The sequence below is a fragment of the Actinosynnema sp. NPDC053489 genome (genome assembly GCF_044544865.1).
Classification (GTDB): Bacteria; Actinomycetota; Actinomycetes; order Mycobacteriales; family Pseudonocardiaceae; genus Actinosynnema.
Window position 1 is genome coordinate 271,587 of record NZ_JBITXT010000003.1, and the last position, 18,913, is coordinate 290,499.

25 protein-coding genes and 3 tRNA genes are annotated in these 18,913 nt (G+C 72.9%); 16 read left to right on the forward strand and 12 right to left on the reverse strand.

Annotation, left to right across the window (positions count from 1 at the left end):
• Positions 1-10: 10 nt before the first annotated feature.
• Complete coding sequence (locus tag ACIGNX_RS07975; RefSeq protein ID WP_396537548.1) at positions 11-772, reverse strand: enoyl-CoA hydratase; 762 nt, start codon at positions 770-772, stop codon at positions 11-13.
• Positions 773-782: 10 nt separating this feature from the next.
• Positions 783-1,223 (reverse strand): Lrp/AsnC family transcriptional regulator, encoded by a 441-nt coding sequence (locus ACIGNX_RS07980; RefSeq protein ID WP_396537550.1) that lies wholly within the window; start codon positions 1,221-1,223, stop codon positions 783-785.
• Between the two features lie 75 nt (positions 1,224-1,298).
• Between ACIGNX_RS07980 and ddaH the strand changes: the two genes are divergently transcribed.
• On the forward strand, positions 1,299-2,177 hold the full coding sequence (ddaH, locus tag ACIGNX_RS07985; RefSeq protein ID WP_396537552.1) for a dimethylargininase: 879 nt from the start codon (positions 1,299-1,301) through the stop codon (positions 2,175-2,177).
• Positions 2,178-2,249: 72 nt separating this feature from the next.
• Here the strand turns inward: ddaH and ACIGNX_RS07990 are convergent, their stop codons facing one another.
• Both ACIGNX_RS07990 and ACIGNX_RS07995 read right to left on the reverse strand, forming a co-directional pair.
• Complete coding sequence (locus ACIGNX_RS07990; protein WP_396537554.1) at positions 2,250-3,056, reverse strand: SAM-dependent methyltransferase; 807 nt, start codon at positions 3,054-3,056, stop codon at positions 2,250-2,252.
• Between the two features lie 139 nt (positions 3,057-3,195).
• A complete protein-coding gene (locus ACIGNX_RS07995; RefSeq protein ID WP_396537556.1) occupies positions 3,196-3,765 on the reverse strand; it encodes a TIGR03086 family metal-binding protein in 570 nt (189 codons plus the stop codon).
• A gap of 63 nt (positions 3,766-3,828) precedes the next feature.
• Between ACIGNX_RS07995 and ACIGNX_RS08000 the strand changes: the two genes are divergently transcribed.
• A complete protein-coding gene (locus ACIGNX_RS08000; RefSeq protein WP_396537558.1) occupies positions 3,829-4,581 on the forward strand; it encodes a DUF6597 domain-containing transcriptional factor in 753 nt (250 codons plus the stop codon).
• Positions 4,582-4,720: 139 nt separating this feature from the next.
• On the opposite strand, the gene ACIGNX_RS08005 is transcribed toward ACIGNX_RS08000, so the two are convergent.
• Positions 4,721-5,125 (reverse strand): hypothetical protein, encoded by a 405-nt coding sequence (locus ACIGNX_RS08005; RefSeq protein ID WP_396537560.1) that lies wholly within the window; start codon positions 5,123-5,125, stop codon positions 4,721-4,723.
• Between the two features lie 231 nt (positions 5,126-5,356).
• On the opposite strand from ACIGNX_RS08005, the gene ACIGNX_RS08010 reads away from it, so the two are divergent.
• Positions 5,357-5,524, forward strand: coding sequence for a hypothetical protein (locus ACIGNX_RS08010; protein WP_396537562.1), 168 nt, complete (start codon positions 5,357-5,359; stop codon positions 5,522-5,524).
• Positions 5,525-5,528: 4 nt separating this feature from the next.
• On the opposite strand, the gene ACIGNX_RS08015 is transcribed toward ACIGNX_RS08010, so the two are convergent.
• Positions 5,529-6,566, reverse strand: a complete 1,038-nt coding sequence (locus tag ACIGNX_RS08015) for a LysR family transcriptional regulator (protein WP_396537564.1) — start codon at positions 6,564-6,566, stop codon at positions 5,529-5,531.
• A 241-nt stretch (positions 6,567-6,807) separates the two neighbouring features.
• Here ACIGNX_RS08015 and ACIGNX_RS08020 point away from each other — a divergent pair, with 241 nt between their 5' ends.
• The 4 genes from ACIGNX_RS08020 to htpX are packed head-to-tail and all read left to right on the forward strand — an operon-like array spanning position 6,808 to position 9,156.
• Positions 6,808-7,227 carry an NADH-quinone oxidoreductase subunit B gene (locus ACIGNX_RS08020; RefSeq protein ID WP_396537566.1) on the forward strand — a complete coding sequence of 140 codons (420 nt, stop codon included), beginning with the start codon at positions 6,808-6,810 and terminating at the stop codon, positions 7,225-7,227.
• A complete protein-coding gene (locus ACIGNX_RS08025; protein WP_396537568.1) occupies positions 7,224-7,808 on the forward strand; it encodes an NADH-quinone oxidoreductase subunit C in 585 nt (194 codons plus the stop codon). Before ACIGNX_RS08020 ends, ACIGNX_RS08025 begins: the two co-directional genes overlap by 4 nt.
• Positions 7,801-8,277: a 4Fe-4S binding protein gene (locus ACIGNX_RS08030; RefSeq protein ID WP_396537570.1), complete on the forward strand. Its 477-nt coding sequence runs from the start codon at positions 7,801-7,803 to the stop codon at positions 8,275-8,277. Before ACIGNX_RS08025 ends, ACIGNX_RS08030 begins: the two co-directional genes overlap by 8 nt.
• 18 nt (positions 8,278-8,295) lie before the next feature.
• The gene (gene htpX, locus ACIGNX_RS08035) at positions 8,296-9,156 is read left to right on the forward strand and encodes a zinc metalloprotease HtpX (RefSeq protein ID WP_396537572.1); all 861 of its coding nucleotides are present in this window, start codon (positions 8,296-8,298) and stop codon (positions 9,154-9,156) included.
• On the opposite strand, the gene rfbA is transcribed toward htpX, so the two are convergent.
• Together rfbA and ACIGNX_RS08045 are read right to left on the reverse strand one after the other, a co-directional pair.
• Entirely contained in the window at positions 9,157-10,029 is an 873-nt protein-coding gene (gene rfbA, locus ACIGNX_RS08040) for a glucose-1-phosphate thymidylyltransferase RfbA (RefSeq protein WP_396537574.1), read from the reverse strand. It lies immediately after the preceding gene.
• The gene (locus ACIGNX_RS08045; RefSeq protein ID WP_396537576.1) at positions 10,026-10,517 is read right to left on the reverse strand and encodes a YajQ family cyclic di-GMP-binding protein; all 492 of its coding nucleotides are present in this window, start codon (positions 10,515-10,517) and stop codon (positions 10,026-10,028) included. Before ACIGNX_RS08045 ends, rfbA begins: the two co-directional genes overlap by 4 nt.
• A 122-nt stretch (positions 10,518-10,639) precedes the next feature.
• Here ACIGNX_RS08045 and ACIGNX_RS08050 point away from each other — a divergent pair.
• Positions 10,640-10,720 (forward strand) — tRNA-Tyr (locus ACIGNX_RS08050).
• A 245-nt stretch (positions 10,721-10,965) separates the two neighbouring features.
• Here the strand turns inward: ACIGNX_RS08050 and ACIGNX_RS08055 are convergent.
• Positions 10,966-11,208, reverse strand: coding sequence for a hypothetical protein (locus tag ACIGNX_RS08055; protein WP_396537578.1), 243 nt, complete (start codon positions 11,206-11,208; stop codon positions 10,966-10,968).
• 268 nt (positions 11,209-11,476) lie between these two features.
• On the opposite strand from ACIGNX_RS08055, the gene ACIGNX_RS08060 reads away from it, so the two are divergent.
• Entirely contained in the window at positions 11,477-11,962 is a 486-nt protein-coding gene (locus ACIGNX_RS08060) for a hypothetical protein (RefSeq protein WP_396537580.1), read from the forward strand.
• Here the strand turns inward: ACIGNX_RS08060 and ACIGNX_RS08065 are convergent.
• Positions 11,959-12,750 carry a GNAT family N-acetyltransferase gene (locus ACIGNX_RS08065; protein WP_396537582.1) on the reverse strand — a complete coding sequence of 264 codons (792 nt, stop codon included), beginning with the start codon at positions 12,748-12,750 and terminating at the stop codon, positions 11,959-11,961. The two genes, ACIGNX_RS08060 and ACIGNX_RS08065, sit on opposite strands and share 4 nt — an antisense overlap.
• Positions 12,751-12,803: 53 nt before the next feature.
• On the opposite strand from ACIGNX_RS08065, the gene ACIGNX_RS08070 reads away from it, so the two are divergent.
• The 7 genes from ACIGNX_RS08070 to ACIGNX_RS08100 all read left to right on the forward strand — a co-directional run bounded on the left by ACIGNX_RS08070 (position 12,804) and on the right by ACIGNX_RS08100 (position 17,798).
• Positions 12,804-13,571 carry a PhzF family phenazine biosynthesis protein gene (locus tag ACIGNX_RS08070; protein ID WP_396537584.1) on the forward strand — a complete coding sequence of 256 codons (768 nt, stop codon included), beginning with the start codon at positions 12,804-12,806 and terminating at the stop codon, positions 13,569-13,571.
• Between the two features lie 175 nt (positions 13,572-13,746).
• Complete coding sequence (locus ACIGNX_RS08075; protein ID WP_396537586.1) at positions 13,747-16,350, forward strand: EAL domain-containing protein; 2,604 nt, start codon at positions 13,747-13,749, stop codon at positions 16,348-16,350.
• A gap of 66 nt (positions 16,351-16,416) precedes the next feature.
• Positions 16,417-16,489: transfer RNA gene (locus tag ACIGNX_RS08080), tRNA-Thr, on the forward strand.
• A gap of 45 nt (positions 16,490-16,534) precedes the next feature.
• Positions 16,535-16,607 (forward strand) — tRNA-Met (locus ACIGNX_RS08085).
• An 84-nt stretch (positions 16,608-16,691) separates the two neighbouring features.
• Positions 16,692-16,856, forward strand: a complete 165-nt coding sequence (rpmG, locus tag ACIGNX_RS08090; protein WP_015105301.1) for a 50S ribosomal protein L33 — start codon at positions 16,692-16,694, stop codon at positions 16,854-16,856.
• Between the two features lie 73 nt (positions 16,857-16,929).
• A complete protein-coding gene (locus tag ACIGNX_RS08095) occupies positions 16,930-17,379 on the forward strand; it encodes a MaoC family dehydratase N-terminal domain-containing protein (RefSeq protein ID WP_396537589.1) in 450 nt (149 codons plus the stop codon).
• On the forward strand, positions 17,376-17,798 hold the full coding sequence (locus tag ACIGNX_RS08100) for a MaoC family dehydratase (protein WP_396537591.1): 423 nt from the start codon (positions 17,376-17,378) through the stop codon (positions 17,796-17,798). The genes ACIGNX_RS08095 and ACIGNX_RS08100 overlap by 4 nt, the downstream gene beginning before the upstream one ends.
• A gap of 20 nt (positions 17,799-17,818) precedes the next feature.
• On the opposite strand, the gene ACIGNX_RS08105 is transcribed toward ACIGNX_RS08100, so the two are convergent.
• Both ACIGNX_RS08105 and ACIGNX_RS08110 read right to left on the reverse strand, forming a co-directional pair.
• Entirely contained in the window at positions 17,819-18,208 is a 390-nt protein-coding gene (locus ACIGNX_RS08105; RefSeq protein ID WP_396537593.1) for a hypothetical protein, read from the reverse strand.
• 97 nt (positions 18,209-18,305) lie between these two features.
• Complete coding sequence (locus ACIGNX_RS08110) at positions 18,306-18,869, reverse strand: DUF4190 domain-containing protein (RefSeq protein WP_396537595.1); 564 nt, start codon at positions 18,867-18,869, stop codon at positions 18,306-18,308.
• Positions 18,870-18,913: the final 44 nt, after the last annotated feature.

Sequence of the window (18,913 nt, forward strand, 5' to 3'; positions counted from 1 at the left end):
CCTGTCCAGGTCAGCCGCGGCTGCTGATCCGGGCCTTCATCGCGGCCAGCCTGGCCTGGAACTCCGGCGTCCCGATCGAGGCGACCTGGGGCGTCAGCTCGGTGTCCACGGCGTCGGCGTGGTCGGCGAGCTTCGCCGTCGCGCGCAGGGACGCCTTGATCGTGCGGACCAGGTCGCGCGAGGCTTCGGCCGAGGGGCGGGCGAACTCGACCGCGGCGGCGACCAGCTCGTCGTGCCCACCGTCGACCCGGGACCAGGCCAGCCCGTGCGCGACCGCCGCGTCCGCGCCCAGGACCTGCCCGAACAGCGTCATCGCGGTGGTCACCTGCGGTCCGGCGAGCCGGTGCAGCATCCACGTCATCCCGCCGCCGGGGTGGATGCCGAGCTGGAGGAACCGGGCGTCGAACCTGGCGTCGTCGTTGACCAGGCGCACGTCGCAGGCGAGGGCCAGGTTGAGCCCCGCGCCGACGGCCGCTCCGCCGACGGCCGCGATCGTGGGCAGCGCGCAGTCGGCCACCGCCAGGAAGCCCGCGTAGATGCGCCGCAGGCCCTCCTCCCGGGCCTCGCCCAGCGCGGTGAGGTCCGCGCCCGCGCAGAACGCCGGCGGCGCGCCCGTGACGACGACGGCGTGGACCTCCGGGTCGTCCTCGCACGCCCGCACGGCGGCCACGAGCCGGTCGGACAGGTCGAGGGTGAGCGCGTTGCGGCGCCCCGGGTCGTGCACGGTGATGACCGCCACGCGGTCGGAGCGGTCCAGGAGCACTTCGGCCATGCGGGCGACTCTAGGGTGCCGGTGGTCGGTCCAGGAGCCGGGACAGCACCACGGTCGAGACCGTGCGGTCGATGATCTCCACGGCGCGCAGCCGCTCCAGCGCGGTCTCCAGGTGGTGGATGTCGGCCGCGCGCAGGTGCACGATCGCGTCCGCCGCGCCGGAAACCGTGTAGGCCGCCCTGACCTCGGGCATCGTCTCCAGCCGCTGCTGGATGTCGTGCGGTGCGACGTTGCCGCGGCAGTGCACCTCGACGAACGCCTCCGTGCCCCAGCCGAGCTGCTCCGGGTCCACGACGGCCGTGAAGCCGCGCAGCACGCCCGTGTCCAGCAGCTTGTCGACCCGCCGCTTCACCGCGGGCGCGGACAGGCCCACCTCCTTGCCGATGTCGGCGTAGCTGGAGCGGGCGTTGGCCATCAGCCGTGAAATGATTCGCTGGTCGATCGTGTCCACACGCAACATTCTGCACCAGAAGACGCAATATCACGGCGTTGTTCGATGGTCTGACCGCAATCTACATTTCGATCCATGACCTCGGTTTCCTTCGCGGGCCCCGGTGACGAGCCGATCGTGCTCGACGTCGCCACCCCCGCCGCGCAGGTGCGCGTGCCGACCACCCGTCGGTACCTGATGTGCCCGCCCGCGTACTTCACGGTGGAGTACGCGATCAACCCGTGGATGGACCCCACGAAGCCGACCAGCACGTCGCTGGCGATGGAGCAGTGGACGGCCCTCAAGGAGACCTACGAGCGGCTCGGGCACCAGGTCGAGACCATCGACCCCGAGCCGGGCCTGCCGGACATGGTGTTCTCGGCCAACTCCGGCACGGTCGTCGACGGCCAGGTCCTCGGCTCCCGCTTCCGGGCGCCGCAGCGCGCCGCCGAGGCCGACCACTTCCGCCGCTGGTTCCTGGCCAACGGCTACCGCGACGTCGTCATGCCGGAGCGCACGAACGAGGCGGAGGGCGACTTCGCCTGGACCGGCAGCTACCTGCTCGCCGGCACGGGCTTCCGCACCGACCCCCTGGCCCACTCCGAGGCGCAGGAGGTGCTCGGCGTCCCGGTCGTCTCGCTGCAGCTGACCGACCCGCGCTACTACCACCTGGACACGGCGCTGTTCGTGCTGTCGGACGACCTGATCGCCTACTACCCGGAGGCGTTCTCGCCGGGGAGCCGGCGCGTCCTGCGCCGCCTGTTCCCGGACGCCGTCATCGGCACCGCCGAGGACGCCGCCTGCCTGGGCCTGAACGCGGTCTCCGACGGCCGCCACGTCGTCCTGCCGGTGGAGGCGACGGCGCTGGCGGACCAGCTGGTGACCCGCGGCTTCGAGCCCGTCCTCGTGGACATCTCGGAACTGCGCAAGTCCGGCGGCGGCCCGAAGTGCTGCACGATGGAACTGCGGGGCTGAACCCCCGACCGGGCGGACGGGGTGCGGTCGGCCGGGTGATGACCCGGTGACCGCGCCCCCGCCCGCGGTGGGTCAGTCCACCCGGCCCACGGCCGCGTAGCCGAGGTGGTGGGCGGGGCTGCCCGTGGGGATCTCGGCGTCCTCCCGGGGGCGCCACTCGGGCATCAGCGCCACCCCCGGCTCGACCAGGGTCAGCCCCTCGAACAGCGCCTCGACGCCCGCCCGGTCGCGCACGTACAGCTGCTCGATCACGCCCTTGTACGCCTCGACCATGGCGTGGACCTGCGCCTTGGTCGCCGCGTCCGCCTGCTCGTCCGACAGCTGCGACAGCGCGATGAGGCTGCCCGGCGCGCACGCGTCCCGGTACGCCTTCATCAGGCCCACGGGGTCCTCGTGGTCGCCCACGAACACCATCACGCCGGTCATCAGGACGCCCAGCGGCCGGTCCAGGTCCAGCACCTCGCGGACCTCGGGGTGGGCGAACAGGTCGTCCGGGCGGCGGGCGTCGGCCTCGACCATCACCGCGCGCGGGTTGTCGCGCAGGATCCGCCGGCCGAGCGCGACGGCGACCGGCTCGTAGTCGACGTAGACGACCTTCGCCCGCGGGTCGCGGGCCTGCGCGACCTCGTGGGTGTTGCCGGCGGTGGGCAGGCCGGAGCCCAGGTCCAGGAACTGGGTGATGCCCTCGTCGACCATGAACGCCACGGCGCGGCGCAGGAAGCCGCGGTTGAGCCGGGCGAGCATCTCCATCCCCGGCAGCACCGACCCGATGCGGGCCGCGCGCTCCCGGTCGGCGGGCAGGTTGAACGCGCCGCCGAGGTAGTAGTCGTAGATGCGGGCGATGTTCGGTGTTTGGGGGTCCAACTCGGTAGCGAACACGCGTGCCGTCCTCAAGGTGCTGTGCCGACGCTGACGCCTCCCCGACGAAGAGCACATGCTCCCGCACGTCACGGCGAAGGCAAACGGCGTGGCGCGGCCCGCCATCGGCAATCCCGATGGCGGGACACCGGAAGGGGCGCTACGGCTCGCGGCCGGTCAGGCCGACGATCCGGTCGATCAGCGGCGCGTCGGCGGGCACCGGCACCTCGGGACCGTAGACGCCCAGGTCACGGCCCATCTGCGCGCTCCGGACGAGGTCGGCGTGCAGGAACTCCAGCACCCCGTCGTCCCACGACACGACCTGCCCGGTCGCCTTGGCCAGGTCCCACGTGTGCACGACGGTCTCGCCCAGCACCATCGCGCCGACCACCTCGGCGGGCATCTCGTGCGGGCCGCCCAGCGTCGTCGTGCCCTCCCACGCCGACGGCTCCCGCCACGCCTCGGCGCGGTCGCGCAGCAGGGCGTCCAGCTCGGCCGCCCAGTTGCCGGCGGTGAGGTCGACGTCGGACTCGGCGGCCGCGGGCGGCGGCACGGTGCGCTTGCGCCCGGCGGCGCTCAGCGACGGTGCCCAGAACAGCAGGTGGTTCACCAACCGGCGCACGTCGTACTCGGTGCACGGCGTCGGCGCGCCCAACTGGTCCGGCTTCACGTCGGCGACGACCTCCGCCGCGGTCGCCACGGCTTTGTCGATCAACTGCTCACGGGACATGCCGCCACCGTAGGAACCGGCCGCGCCGGGTGTCTTGAACAAAGGCGACATACGCTCACTCGTGTGACGAGGGACGACCGGGAGCTGTCGTGGCGGCGGCACCAGCGCCACGCGTTCCACCGGCCCTCGCCCGACCTGGCGCCGCACGTGGCGCGGTACTGGGAGGTGAGCTGGCACTACGACCGGCCGTACCGCCAGCTCGTGGTGCCCTACCCGAACGTCCACCTGACGTTCCACGACGGGGTCGCCCGGCTGACCGGCGTGTCCAGCGGGCACGCGGTCAAGGAGCTGGCCGGCGTCGGCCGGGTCTTCGGCGTCGCCTTCCGCCCCGGCGCCTTCCGGCCGTTCCTGGGCGCGCCGGTCCAGTCGCTCACCGACCGGACCGTCCCGGCCACGACCGTCTTCGACCACCTGCCGGCCCGCGCGGACCGGGCCTCGGTGGAGGACGCGCTGCGCCGCAACCTCCCCGAACCGGACCCGCGGGCGCGCCTGGCCGTCGAACTGGTCGACCGGATCGCCGACGACCCCGCGATGACCAGGGTCGACGCGCTGGCCCGCGAGGTCGGCCTCGGCGTCCGGCAGCTCCAGCGCCTGTTCGCCGAGCACGTCGGCGTCGGCCCGAAGTGGGTGATCCGCCGCTACCGCCTGCGCGAGGTGACCGAGCGCATGGCGGCGGGCGGCCGGATCGACTGGGCGGCCCTCGCGGCCGACCTCGGGTACGCCGACCAGCCGCACTTCGTCCGCGACTTCACCGCCATGGTCGGCGAGCCGCCCACCCGGTACGCCGAGCGCTACTCGGTGCCCGCGGCCACCTGACGCGCGTCGACCGCCGAGTCCCGCGACGTCGCCGGATGGGGCACCCCGACGTCGGAAGCGGCCACGCGGGCCGGCGTGCCCGCCCGTCGCTCGCACCTCGTCCCGGGCCGGGTGCGCAGCGCTTCGAAGGCGCCCTCCGTCAGCGGCGTCCCGCCCCCCGACCGCCGTGTCCTCGCCGAGCTTCGGGGCGAGGTTCCTCCCGTTGCCCATGGCCGCGTTCGGACCGATGGCGAACACCTCGCCCCAGCCGATGCCCACGCAGCACGCCGGCCGCCACTCGCCGGTGCGCCTCGAACGCGGCGGCCGGCGCGGGCCCCGGCAGGTCGAACAGCGCGACCAGGTCGTCGGCGAAGGCCCGCACGAGCGTGGCGCCGTGGGCGCGCGGGACCGGCGCCACGACCCGCTGGACCGCCATGATCCGCACGAAGGCGGCGACCTCGCCGAGGGTCGGCGCGGTCGCGGTGAAGCCCGCGATGTCGAGCACGAGCACGGCCCGCCGGCGCAGGCGCCCCGCCCCGAACGCCGCCGGGTCGAGCCCGCCCACCCGCCCGGCAGGGCCGGTTCGGCTGCCGGGTCCTGCGGCGTCGCGCCGGTCACGAGGGCCTCCCGCGGCGGTCCGGGAGGGCCACACGGTGCGGACCGCCGGCCCCGCGCGGTCCGCACGGAGCGGGGATTCCCGAGGCGTCACCCGTACGGCTGAGCGCCCTAGCGGACGGGCCCCGGTCGGTGCTCCGATCGACGGCACTCGCTGTCGACCAAGGTAGGGGAGAGCGCCATGAACGACCTCGACGCCCAGCGTCCGTCGCCCCAACCGCAACACGAGCGGGAGGAGCACGTGGAACGGCAGAAGACCGAGGTCCGGAAGCCCCTCACCGGGTTGGAGTGGCTGGTGCGCCAGGCGCAGCGGCGACGCGGGGAACGCCCGGCGGACCCGGCGCGGTAGGCCGCTAGTCCGCCACCTCGCGCTGGAACGCCGCCCACAGCAGGTTCAACGGGTGGTCGGCCGGGAACTTCGCCCGCTCCTCCTTGCGGGCGAAGACCCCGACCAGGCGCTCCAGCTGCGGCTTGCGGTCGTTGGTCAGCTCCACCACCCGCAGGCCCGACCCCTCGCGCAGCTCGTTGTTCGCGGCGACCACGCCCAGCCCGGACGTGACGATCATGCAGCCCTCGACCAGCCCGGACCGCAGCAGCGACATGCCGTACTGGATCTCGTCGATCTCGGCCGCGATGTCCAGCTCGTTGCGGTAGTCCGGGCCGAACCAGCCGCGCAGGAACTCCGCGATCAACCCGTCACCGGGCACGACCAGCGGCAGGTTCGGCAGCGCGCCGGTGCCGACGCTGCCGGCCAGCCTGCTCTCCGGTAGGTTGGTGAGCAGCGCCAGCCCGCCGCGCCGCCACTCGATCACGTCGAAGTCCTCGAACCCGCTGGTGCCGCCCGCGTGCGTCACCACGCTGCCGCAGACGATGTCGACCTCCTTGGACTCCAGGCTCGTCCGGATGTCCTTCGTGCGGATGTGCACGACCTTCAGCTCCACGTCCCGCCTGCGGAAGTCGTCCGCCACGTGGTGCCACGCCTTGGCCAGCGCGTCCAGCATGAACCGGGTCGTGCCGACGGTGAGCGTGGTGCCGAGCTTGCGCCGGCACTCGTGAATCGAATCGAGCCACTCGGTCAACGTGGTGCGCGCCAATTCCACCAACGTCTCGCCCGTCGGTGTGATCAGCACGTCTTTTCCGCGGCCCTGCTTGACGACCAGCGGCTCGCCGCACAGCGACTTGAAGTTGCGGTTCAGCGTGTCGATCTGCTTCTGCACGCTGGACTGCTCCCTCCCCAGCACCCGCGCCGCGCGCAGGGCCGATCGCGTCTCGTAGACCGCGATGAGGGTCCTGAGCTGGTCCAACGTGGTGTCCATCAGCAGGGGCGAGGTGTGCAGGAGCCTGCTGAGGTGGTTGCCGGCGGGCAGGAGCAGTCGGGCCGAGGTCGACATGCAGGGCCTCTCGGGTCGCGGCGTGATGTTCTACCGATTAGTTGTACTGAACTTGACCACAGTTCGTGGTGAAATTATCCGAAGATCTTGCCCGATTTCCCTGGACAGGTATGCGCGATCCGTAAGAGACTTCTTCCGCAACCAGGTGCTTGTTCACGTGGGAGCAATCAGGGGGGTATTGGGGGGTTGGGGGCCCGCCGGGCAGGAGCCCGGCGGGCCCCCACGTATTAACCTCACCCGCGTGACGGTTTCCACCTTGGACTGGGGCACGACGTACCGGGTCACCGTGCTCGACCTCGGCCTGGCCTGCTGCGGAGTGGAGGTCATGGCCGCCCTGGAGGGCCACCGGCCCGAGCAGCTCGCCGCCCTGGGCGTCGACCCGGTGCACGCGGCGGGCGAGGCCCACGTGCTCGTCGTCTCCGGCACGGTCACCGACGCGATGCTGCCCGCGGTGCTCGCGACCTACCGGGAGATGCCGGAACCGCGTTACGTCGTCTCGGTCGGCGCGTGCAGCAACACCGGCGGCCCGTACTGGGACTCCTACAGCGTCACCAAGGGCATCGACCAGGTGCTCCCGGTGCACGTCGCCGTGCCCGGCTGCCCGCCCCGCCCGGAGGCCCTGCTCGACGGCCTGGCCGCGCTGCACCGGATGGTGTCGTGAGCGCCGCCTCCGAGGCGCTGGCCTCGCGCATCCCCGACGCCCGGGTCAAGACAGCCTTCGGCCAGTCCGCGGCGCACGTGCCGCTGCACGGGTGGCTGCCGGCCGCCCGCCACGCCCGCGAGGAGCTGGGCTGCGCGCAGTTCGACTGGCTCGGCGTCGAGGACGCGGGCCGGCCCGGCGCGGCGGGGCAGCGGCACGCCGTGCTGCTGCACGTGCTCGACCCGGTCACCAAGGACGGCGTCCTGCTGCGCACCGAGCTCGGGCCCGACGACGCGCTGCCCAGCGTGGCCGGGCTGTGGGCCGGCGCGGCCTGGCACGAGCGCGAGGCCGCGGAGATGTTCGGCATCGCGCTCGCCGGCGGCGAACCGGCCCACCTGCTGCTCCCGGACGGCTTCAGCGGCCACCCGCTGCGCAAGGACTTCGTGCTGGCCTCGCGCGTCGTGCGCCCGTGGCCGGGCCGGCTCGAACCGGGCGAGGACGGCACGTCCGCGCCCAGCCGCAGGCGGACCGCCCCGCCCGGCGTACCCGACCCGTCGTGGGGACCGCGCTACGAGCGCCCCGAGGAGGACCACCGTGGCTGACCTGCCCCCGCGCACCCGCGGCGTCATCGCGCTGCTGGAGGCCAACTGCACGGTGTGCATGATCTGCGCCCGCGAGTGCCCCGACTGGTGCATCCACATCGACTCGCACACCGAGGTGGAGGAGCAGCCGGGCTCGGCCCGCCCGCGGGCGCGCAACGTGCTCGACCGGTTCGCCATCGACTACGGGCAGTGCCTGTACTGCGGCATCTGCGTCGAGGCGTGCCCGTTCGACGCCCTGCACTGGGCGCCCGACTTCTCCTACCCCGGCACGGGCGGCCCGGACGGGGACGGCGCGGTCGCCGAACTCGTCCAGGAGCGCGACGTGCTGGCCACGTGGGTGGCGCACGTGCCGCCGCCCCCGCCGCTGGACCCGGGCGCCGAACCGGCCCCGGAGACCGCCGCCACACGCCCGGGACGCCCCGGTACCGGAACCACCCGCCGACCGGGCGCGTTGAGGGGGAGGACGTAAGCGACCCGGAGGCGAAGCGTGCACCAGCACTTCAACGCGTTGAAGACCGCGTTGCTGCTCGCCGTCATGAGCGGCCTGATCGTGGCGATCAGCTCGCTGTTCGGGCGCACCGCCCTGCTGGTCGGCCTGCTGCTCGCGCTCGCCGTCAACGCCTACGCCTACGTCAACTCCGACAAGCTCGCGCTGCGCGCCATGCGCGCCCGACCGGTGTCCGAGGTGGAGCAGCCCGCGCTGTACCGGATCGTGCGCGAGCTGGCCCGGACCGCGCGCCGGCCCATGCCGCGCCTCTACCTCAGCCCGACCATCGCGCCGAACGCCTTCGCCACCGGCCGCAACCCCCGCAACGCCGCCGTCTGCTGCACGACCGGCATCCTCGACCTGCTCGACGAGCGCGAGCTGCGCGCCGTGCTCGGCCACGAGCTGTCGCACGTCTACAACCGCGACATCCTGATCTCGTGCGTGGCGGGCGCGCTGGCCGGTGCCGTCAGCACGCTGGCGAACCTGGCCGTCTTCGCGGGCGTGTTCGGCGACGACGGCGAGGACCGGCCCAACCCGTTCGCCATCCTGCTCATCGCCGTGCTCGGCCCCATCGCCGCGGCCATCGTGCGGCTGGCCGTCAGCCGGTCCCGCGAGTACCAGGCCGACGAGTCCGGCGCGGAGCTGACCGGCGACCCCCTGGCGCTGGCCTCGGCCCTGCGCAAGATCGACGCGGGCACGCGCGCCGCGCCGCTGGCACCCGAACCGGCCGTGGTCACCCAGTCGCACCTGATGATCGCGAGCCCGTTCCGGGCGGGGGAGAGCCTGGCCAGGCTGTTCTCCACCCACCCGCCGATCGCGGACCGGGTGCGCCGGCTCGAGGAGCTGGCCCGCCGGTCCTAGCTAGCGGACTTCCCGTGCGACGTTCATCACGTACTGGCCGTACCCGGACTTCGCCAGCTTCTCGCCCAGGGCGTAGCACTGCTCGGCGGAGATGAAGCCCATCCGCAGCGCGATCTCCTCCAGGCACGCGATGCGCACGCCCTGCCGGTGCTCCAGCACCTGCACGAACTGGCCCGCCTCCAGCATCGAGTCGTGCGTGCCGGTGTCCAGCCACGCGAAGCCCCGGCCGAGGTCGACCAGCTGGGCCCGGCCCTGCCGCAGGTAGGTGAGGTTGACGTCGGTGATCTCCAGCTCGCCGCGCGGCGACGGCTTGAGCGACTTCGAGATCGACACCACGTCGTTGTCGTAGAAGTACAGGCCGGTGATGGCCTTGTTCGACCGCGGCTGCGCGGGCTTCTCCTCGATGGAGACCAACCTGCCGCCCGCGTCGACCTCGCCCACCCCGTACCGCTCCGGGTCCTTCACCGGGTAGCCGAACAGCACGCAGCCGTCCAGCGCGGTGGCGTGGTGCTGCAGGAGCCGCGAGAAGCCCTGGCCGTAGAAGATGTTGTCGCCCAGGACCAGCGACACGTCGTCGTCGCCGATGAAGTCCGCGCCGATGACGAACGCCTCGGCCAGCCCGTTCGGCTGGGGCTGCTCGGCGTAGGAGATGTCCAGGCCGAACTGCGAGCCGTCGCCGAGCAGCCGCCGGAACAGCGGCAGGTCGACCGGCGTCGAGATCAGCAGGATCTCCCGCACGCCCGCCAGCATCAGCACCGACAGCGGGTAGTACACCATCGGCTTGTCGTAGACGGGCAGCAGCTGCTTGGACACCGCCTGCGTGATGGGGTGCAGGCGGGTGCCGCTGCCACCCGCGAGGACGATGCCCTTCACCGGTAGTTGGTGAACTGGAGGGCGATGCCGAAGTCGGAGCTCTTCAGCAGGGCGATCACGTCCTGCAGGTGGTCCTTCTTCTTGCCGGAGATGCGCAACTGGTCGCCCTGGATCTGCGCCTGCACGCCCTTCGGGCCCTCGTCGCGGACCTTCTTCGCGATCTCCTTGGCCTTCTCGCTCGAGATGCCCTGGACCACGGTGCCGGTCACCTTGAAGACCTTGCCCGACAGGACCGGGTCGCCGACCTCGAACGCCTTCATCGAGATCCCGCGCTTGACCAGCTTCTCCTGGAAGACGTCGATCGCGGCGCGGCAGCGCTCCTCGGTCTCGGACTGGAAGGTGATCGCCTCCTCGCCCGCCCAGGAGACCTGGGTGCCCGTGCCGCGGAAGTCGAACCGGGTGCTCAGCTCCTTGGCGGCCTGGTTGAGCGCGTTGTCGACCTCCTGGCGGTCGACCTTGCTCACCACGTCGAACGACGGGTCTGCCACGTGCTCGGTACCTCCGCGTAGGTGGGTCTGGAACCGCCCGGAAGCCTACCGGGCAACCCGGTTGCGCACGCCCCCACGGGCTTATGTATTGTCTGCACCGCACCCGGCACCACCGGGGGCGGGGCGGGTTGCCCGAGCGGCCAATGGGAGCGGACTGTAAATCCGTCGCGAAAGCTACAGAGGTTCGAATCCTCTACCCGCCACACGAAACGGAACCCCTGCTCGCGGAATGCGCGAGCAGGGGTTTCTCGTTGTTCCCCCGATGTGGCCCTGACGTGACCTCGCACCCCGTGCCCCGGCCGACGGCCCCTTCGCGGTGCGAACGGCCCGTGGTCGAAGCAGGTCGGTCCGACCCCTCACGCGGGTGAGGCCGACGCGCAAGCGCTTCCTCTCGCTTGCGTGCCGGCCTCGTGTGCAGCATAACTCATATCGAACGCTTGTTCGAGGGTTAAGCGATCGCGGCCCTGCCCTCGTCCGTCAGCTCCGCGTCCGCGCGCTCGTCCAGCCCCACCGCCCGACGCGCGCGCAGCAGGCCGGCGCGCACGAGGTCGTGAGTGACCATCTGGTCGCAGCACGGCAGCCCGTCCACGTACAGGTCCGGCTCACGCCCCCCGGTGAGCTGAGCCCGCCCCGCGGCCACCGCGCGGAGCATGGCCTTCGCCCTCCCCGACAGCTCCTTCGCAACGATCATGGCGACCCCCTCGCCCGTCCTTCTCATGCCTGCTGCCCTCACTTCGTAGGAGGTCTGGACCTGTGATCCGAGTACCCCTCGCCTGAAGGTTCACTCGGGTGGCCCAGGGCTTCACCCCTCCGCGCGAGCGCCGTTCGGGTGATCCCCGCGCGCCGGCCGGTTGCCCTGTTCGGCCCAACCGAACTGCTCGCGACCGGTCGGCGCACTGATCGACCCGTTGCCGCCCGGTGCGCCGGGACGACCCGCCCGCGTGCCGAGACTGGAACACATGAGCGAAATCCTCATCGCCCTCGCCGCGCTCGCGGCCGGTGTCGGGCTCGGCCTGGCCGTGCGGTCCCCGGGCCGGCGCACCGCGCCCCCGCCGGCCGCCGACGCGCGCGAGCTGCTCCACGCCGCCGACGACCTGGAGTACGGCCTGAACACGGTGCTCGACTTCGGACCCCTCTCGCTGTCGGAGCCGGCCTCGGTCGACCTGCCCGCGAAGCTCGACCGCGTGGCCTCGACCGGCGGGGTGCCGCGGGCGACGCTGGCCACGCTGAGGGCGCACACCGAGCGGATCGCCCTGCACCCCTACCCCGAGCAGCGCGACCTGCTCACCGCGGTCCGCGAGGACGAGGCCGCGGTCTGGCTGGCGCTGCGCGACGCGGTCGGCAGCGGCGCGGCGCAGCACGTCGCCGCCACCCGGGCCCGCGCGCTGCTGGACGAGATCCGCGCCGGCCTGCGGCCCGGGCGGCGGGTGCCGGTGGAGGTCTAGCGGGCGGGGCGGCGCTGCCAGGTCGTCCACAGAGGTCGGTAGCCGTGGGAGTACCAGAACGGCGTGGACAGCGGGTTGGGCAGGGCGTGGTGCAGCAGCGTCACGCCGACCCCGGCCGCGTCCAGCAACCCGTGCGCGTGGTCGACCAGCGCCGCACCGACGCCACGACCGCGCGTGTCCTCCCGCACGCCGAGCTGCCCGAGGTACGCCACCGGCCGCACGGACGTCCGCCCCGCGATCCAGTCGGAGTGCCCCGGCGGGTCGTAGGCGAGGAACCCGACCGGCTCGCCCCCCTGCTCCGCCAACCACCCGCACGGCTCCGGGCGCTCCAGCAGCGACTCGACGTGCTCGCGCAGCCGGGCCGCGCTCGACGGCCGCGCGGTGACCATCCCGAACCGGGCGTCGAACCGCACGGTCTCCAGGTTCAGCTCCACCGCGACGTCCACGTGCTCCGGCGCGAGCGGCACGACGCGGACCCCCGTCCGACGGGCGGACCCGCGACCGGGCAGCCGGGCCGCGGTCACCAGCAGCGGCGCGAAGCCGTGCCGCGCCAGGACGGCCGCGACGGCCGCGGCCCGGCTCGGCACGGTCACCACCGCGGCCGTGTCGTGGTCGCCCCCGCCGGTCAGCGGCCACCGGCGCAGCAGGTCTTCCAGGTCCGCCCCGGGGTGCCAGCGCAGCGAGTGGGTGCGCAGCGCGCCCCAGGTGGCGCTCAGCGAGTCCTCCGGGACCTCGCCGAACGAGTACGGGTCGTCGACGGGGGCGATCTCCGGCAGCAGCGGGTCCACCCCGCCAGTCAACCGGATCGCGACGCACTCGGATCGCGACGTACATTGCGGCCGTGGAGCTGTACGTGGTCGACGCGTTCACCGACCGCGCGTTCTCGGGCAACCCGGCGGGCGTGGTGCTGCTGGACGGGCCGGCGGACGAGCGGTGGATGCAGGCCGTCGCGGCCGAGATGAAGCACGCCGAGACGGCGTTCGTGCGCGTCGACCGGCCCGACCCGATGCCGCTGCGCTGGTTCACGCCCGTCACCGAGGTCGACCTGTGCGGCCACGCGACGCTGGCGACCGCGCACGTGCTGGGCGGCGACCGCCGCTTCGACACCCGCAGCGGCGTGCTCACCTGCACGGCCGAGGACGGCTGGGTGGAGATGGACTTCCCGGCCGACCCGGCGGAGCCGATCGAGGTGACCACCCCGCTGCGCGCCGGGCTGCCGGGCGTCACGGTGCGGGCCGTCGCGCAGGCCGTGTCCGACGTCCTGGTGGAGGCCGCCTCCGCGGCGGAGGTCCGCGAGCTGCGCCCGGACTTCGCCGCCATCGCCGAGGTGCCCGGCCGCGGTGTGATCGTCACCGCACCCGGCGACCGGCCGGGCCTGGACGTGGTGAGCCGGTGCTTCTACCCGTCCTACGGAGTCCCGGAGGATCCCGTAACCGGTTCCGCCCACTGCACGCTCGCCTCCTGGTGGGCGCCCCGGCTGGGCCGCTCGAACCTGCTGGCCGAGCAGGCGTCGGCCCGCGGAGGGCTGGTCCGGACCAGTCTCGAGCAAGATCGGGTACGGCTCGCCGGGCAGGCCGTGACGGTGATTCGGGGCCGACTGATCGTGTGAACCGATCCGTCACTTCCGGTGGCTTTCCGCTACACGACCTGCCATTTCGTCCCCCGACCGGGGTACATTGGCAGCCTTGGAGGGGTCCTGGTCGGTCTTCGGGACCCCTCAGTCACGCCCGGAGCCCGCAGGCCGCGACCCGGCCTGCCGCGACGACGGCCGACGAGGAGGCTGGATGTCCGACCACGCGTCGGCCACGGCGCCCAGCGCGCCGACCCGGTCCACGAACCGCGCGTTCAGCGCGTTCGCGGTCCTGCTCCTCGTCGCGGGGGCGCTGTCGGCGTTCCTCGTGGGCTCCTGGCTGCCCGACACCCAACCCGACGTCGACCTGTGGTGGACCGGCCCGCTGCTGGTGATCGGCTTCCTGCTGGCCGAGCAGCTCGCCATCAATGTCGACGTGCGCAGCGGCGTGGCGTGGACCATCTCGTTCACCGAGATCCCGCTCGTGCTCGGCCTGCTGGTCGCCCCGTTCGAGATCGTGCTCGCCGCGCACGTGGTCGCGGGCGTCGGCACGCTGCTCGGCCGCCGGGTGCTCGACCGCGCCGTCTACAACGCGGGCCTGATGTTCATGGAGATCTCGGTGGCCTTCGCGGTCGCCGAGGTGGTCAAGCGGTTCCTCGGCGCGGACGGCCCGTTCTGGGCGGGCGCGTTCGTCGGCACGATCGCGGTGCCCCTGCTGGCCAGCGTGCTCGGCCTGACCGCGCTGCGGGTGATGGGCAAGGGCATGCGGGTCGAGCCGAGCCTGCGCCTGGTGCTCCAGACCCTCGTGGTGGCGCTGCTCAACACCTCCGCGGGCCTGGCCGGCTACGAGATCGCCGACAAGGCCCCGTGGGGCGGCCTGCTGATCGGCCTGGTGTTCCTCGGCATCACCGCGATCTACCTCGCCTACTCGGGCCTGCTGCGCGACCAGCGGGACCTGGAGGCGCTCAGCGAGGTCTCGCTGCGGGTGGCCCGCTCCGGCCGCCACGCCACCGGGCCGCACGGCGCCGTGCCGGAGGAGGACGACGGCGCCGGCGAGGACGACGACTGGCAGCTCATCGCCGAGCGCATCCGCGAGCAGCTCAACGCCAACCGGGTCGTGCTGCGGCTGCGCACCGACCCGCAGGCGCCGATGCGCACCCTGGTCGCCGGCGAGCCGCTGCCGCCCGGCATGCGCCGCGACGACCCGCGCGTGCTGCGCGAGGACGCCATGCTCCAGCTGCCCGGCGCCCAGGTCCGGTACTTCCGCATGGCCGAGGCCGGCGAGGAGGCCGCCGAGGCCCTGGCCCGCCGGGACGCGCAGGAGGCGCTGGTCGTGCCGCTGCGCGGGGCCACCCAGCTGCTCGGCGCGGTGGAGGTGCACGACCGGCTCAGCCGGTGGCGCGGCTTCGGCAAGGCCGACATCCAGCTCCTGCGCACCCTGGCGAGCCACCTGTCCACCGCCGTGGACAACCGGCGGCTGCTGGCCCGGCTGCGCCACGACGCCTACCACGACCCGCTGACCGGCCTGCTCAACCGGCCCGGCTTCCGCGAGGCCGCCGGCGAGCCGATGCGCGAGGCGGACACGGCCGTGGTGGTCCGCATCGACCTCGACGTGCTGTCCACCGTCTCCGACGCGCTCGGCCAGGCGTGGGGCAACCGGATGGTCGTCGCGGCGGGCCGCCGGCTGCGCGACGAGCTGGGCCCCGAGGTGCCACTGGCCAGGCTGGAGGGCGGCGCGTTCGCCGCGCTGCTGCTGGACCGGCAGGCCGAGCGGATCCAGGAGATCGCCGAGCGCCTGCGCGCCTCGCTGTCGGTGCCCTACCCGGTCGACCGGCTCACCGTCGAGGCGGGCGCGGTCGTCGGCTGGGCCACCACCGCCGACGCCGAGCTGGAGGAGTACGACCCGGACGCGCTGCTCCAGCGCGCCGACGTGGCGGTCCGCGCGACCAGCGACAACGAGCCGCTGCGCCAGTACGCGCCGAGCATGGGCCAGATCTTCCTGCGCCGGTTCCAGCTGGTCACGCAGTTCCGGTCGGCGGTGGAGAACGGCCAGATCTCCGTGCACTACCAGCCCAAGGTCGCCCTGCCCAGCCGTCAGGTCGTCGGCGCGGAGGCCCTGGTGCGCTGGAAGCACCCCGAGTTCGGCCGCGTCGACCCGGACGAGTTCGTGCCCGCCGTCGAGGCCACCGGCCTGGTGGACGTGCTGACCGACTTCGTCATGGACACGGCGCTGGCGCGGGTGCGGATGTGGATCGACCGCGGCCTGCGGATGTCCATCGCGGTGAACCTGTCCGTGCGGACGCTGGCCGACGAGGAGTTCCCGGACCGCGTCGCGGCCGCGCTGAAGCGCCACGAGGTGCCGCCGGAGCTGCTGACGTTCGAGCTGACCGAGTCGGGTGTGATGGCGGACCCGGAGCGGGCCCTGCCGGTGCTGCGCCGGCTGCACCAGATGGGCGTGGTGCTCGCCGTGGACGACTTCGGCACCGGCTACTCGTCCCTGGCGTACCTGCGGCAGCTCCCGGTGGACGAGGTGAAGATCGACAAGAGCTTCGTCCTGGGCATGGGCACCGACCTCGGCGACATGGCGGTGGTCCGCTCCATCGTGGAGCTGGGCCACTCCCTGGGCCTCACGGTGGTCGCCGAGGGCGTCGAGGACGACGCGGCGCGCGACCAGCTCGTCGGCATGGGCTGCGACGTGGCGCAGGGCTACCTGATCTCCCGGCCGCTGTCGGAGGACCGCTTCGAGGCGTGGCTGCGGGCGCGGACCGTGCAGGTCAGGGGCGCCCGCGATGAGACGGTGCTCACCTTGGTGCACTGAGGGGGCACCCCGATTTCCTTTCCGGGCCGCGCCTGTTGTAGAGTTCTCCTGGCTCCGCAAGAGCAAGCCCCTTTAGCTCAGTCGGCAGAGCGTCTCCATGGTAAGGAGAAGGTCTACGGTTCGATTCCGTAAAGGGGCTCAACAACTGGCCGCGGTGCACGAGCATCGCGGCCGTGTTGTGTAAAGCGGTGTAGCTCAGTTGGTAGAGCAAGCGGCTCATAATCGCTGTGTCGCCGGTTCAAGTCCGGCCACCGCTACTCAGCAGGATCCCCGCCAGGCGGTAAGCCCGCACTGGTCGCCCGGTCGGGCCGGGGCACACGAGCTCTAGGAAGGCAAGGACCGTGGCTGCAACCGACGTACGCCCCAAGATCACCCTCGCGTGCGAGGAGTGCAAGCACCGGAACTACATCACCAGGAAGAACCGGCGCAACGACCCGGACCGCCTGGAGATCAAGAAGTTCTGCCCGAACTGCAAGACCCACCGCGCTCACAAGGAAACGCGCTGAGCCGGTAGCCAGACCGCACGACGAGGCCCGTCCCGGGATCCGGGGCGGGCCTCGTCGCGTATAACCTCCTCGGGTGCCTCTCGACCAGTCGTTCGTCGGACGTTCCTACCCGCCCTCGCCGCCCTACGAGGTGGGCCGCGAGAAGATCCGCGAGTTCGCCGAGGCCGTCGGGGAGACGAGCCCGCTGCACCGCGACCCCGAGGCGGCCCGCGCGGCCGGGTACCGCGACGTCATCGCGCCGCCCACGTTCGCGATCATCATCTCGCTGAAGGCGAACGACGTCCTGGTCGAGGACCCCGAGCTGGGCCTGGACTACACCCGGGTGGTGCACGGCGAGCAGACGTTCGTCCACCACCGCCCGATCGTCGCCGGCGACCGGCTGACCGCCGTGCTGCACGTCGACGGCATCACCGCCCGCATGGGCAACGACATGCTGTCGATCCGGGCCGAGCTGAGCACCGAGGACGGCGAGCCGGTCACGACCGGCCGCTGCACGCTCGTGGTGCGGGGGGAGGACGCGTGATCCGCCTCTCGGAGATCTCCGTCGGCGACGAGCTGCCGCCGTTGACGCTGCGCATCACCCGCGCCGACCTGGTCCGCTACGCGGGCGCCTCCGGCGACTTCAACCCGATCCACTGGAACGAGCGCTTCGCCCGCGAGGTCGGCCTGCCCGGCGTCATCGCGCACGGCATGCTCACCATGGGCCTGGCCGCCCGCATCGTCACCGAGTGGGCGGGCGACCCCGGCGCGGTCGTCCAGTACGGCGTCCGGTTCGGCCGGCCCGTCCCCGTGCCCGACGACGACAAGGGCGCGCTCGTGGAGGTCACCGCGAAGGTCACCAAGGTCCTGGACGACGGCACGGTGAAGGTCAACGTGACGGCCGCGGTCGAGGGCAAGTCGGTCCTCGGCGGCGCGTCCGCCCTCGTCCGGCCGCGCCCCTAGGGAAGACCCCGCCGAGCGCGTCAGAAGCCGCACAGCGCGCTCGTGCGGGCTCCGTTGGCCGTCGCCGAGCGCCGCTCGACGCCGGCCACCAGCACCTCGCACGCCACGTCGCCGCCGTCGGGCCCGATCGTGACGGTCAGCACGCCGTGATCGGGCTCGCCGGTGGCGAGCACCTCCACCCGCCAGGGCAGCGCCCGCAGCTCCTCCCGCCGCGTCTGCGCGCCCTGGAAGGTCGAGTAGGTGACGGTCACCCGGTTCGCCGTGCCGCTGACGTGGTAGACGACCCGGACCGGGGGTTGCGGGGCCGTGGTCCACAGGACCAGCGCGAGCGCGCCGACCACGAGCACCGCGGAGCCCGCGATCACGAGCCACGTGCGTGCCGGTCGCCCCGGCGGGTCCGCCTCCGTCATGCGCTGCTCTCCCCGGCTCAAGATCGGCTGGACTGAATAGACCATCGGGGTGGTTCCGGCGACGGTTACACAGATCACCCGAAGGAGTTACTCAAGGTCAACCGGAGCAGCTCGCGACCGCGTTCGGACCGGAGGCGGTGGCGGTCCCGCGCTCCGCGCCGTCCACGGTCAGCCGGCACGTCACCGTGCCGCCACCCGGGCCGGTCCGCACGTCGAGCGTGCCGCCGTCGAACCCGCCCTTGACGGTGAACTCCCTGGTCCAGGGCAGCGCGACGACCTCGTCCACGACGCCGGCGTAGCTGACCGCCGCCGTTGGCACGTCGCCGGTGACCTCGTAGCGCAGGACCGACGCCCGGCCGCCCTGCACGCGCAGGTCGTCGAGGGCGTTCTCGGCGTCGGAGGAGGCCCGGCCGAACAGCACCGCCCACGCCGCCGCTGCACCCAGCCCCACCGCGGACAGCACGACACCGGCCACCGCGAGGCCCCGGCCGCGCGCCGGACCCCGGGTCGCCCGGACCAGGCCCAGCAGCGACAGGCCGAGGCCGACGGCCACCAGCGGCCACGCGACCACCCCGAGGACCGGGACGAAGCCGAGCGCGAGCCCCAGGAGCCCCAGCGCGAAACCGACCGTGCCGGGCACGTTCCGCCGCGGGTCCGGCATGACTCCTCCACTCCGTCGGGTGGCACACATCACAGCTACACCGT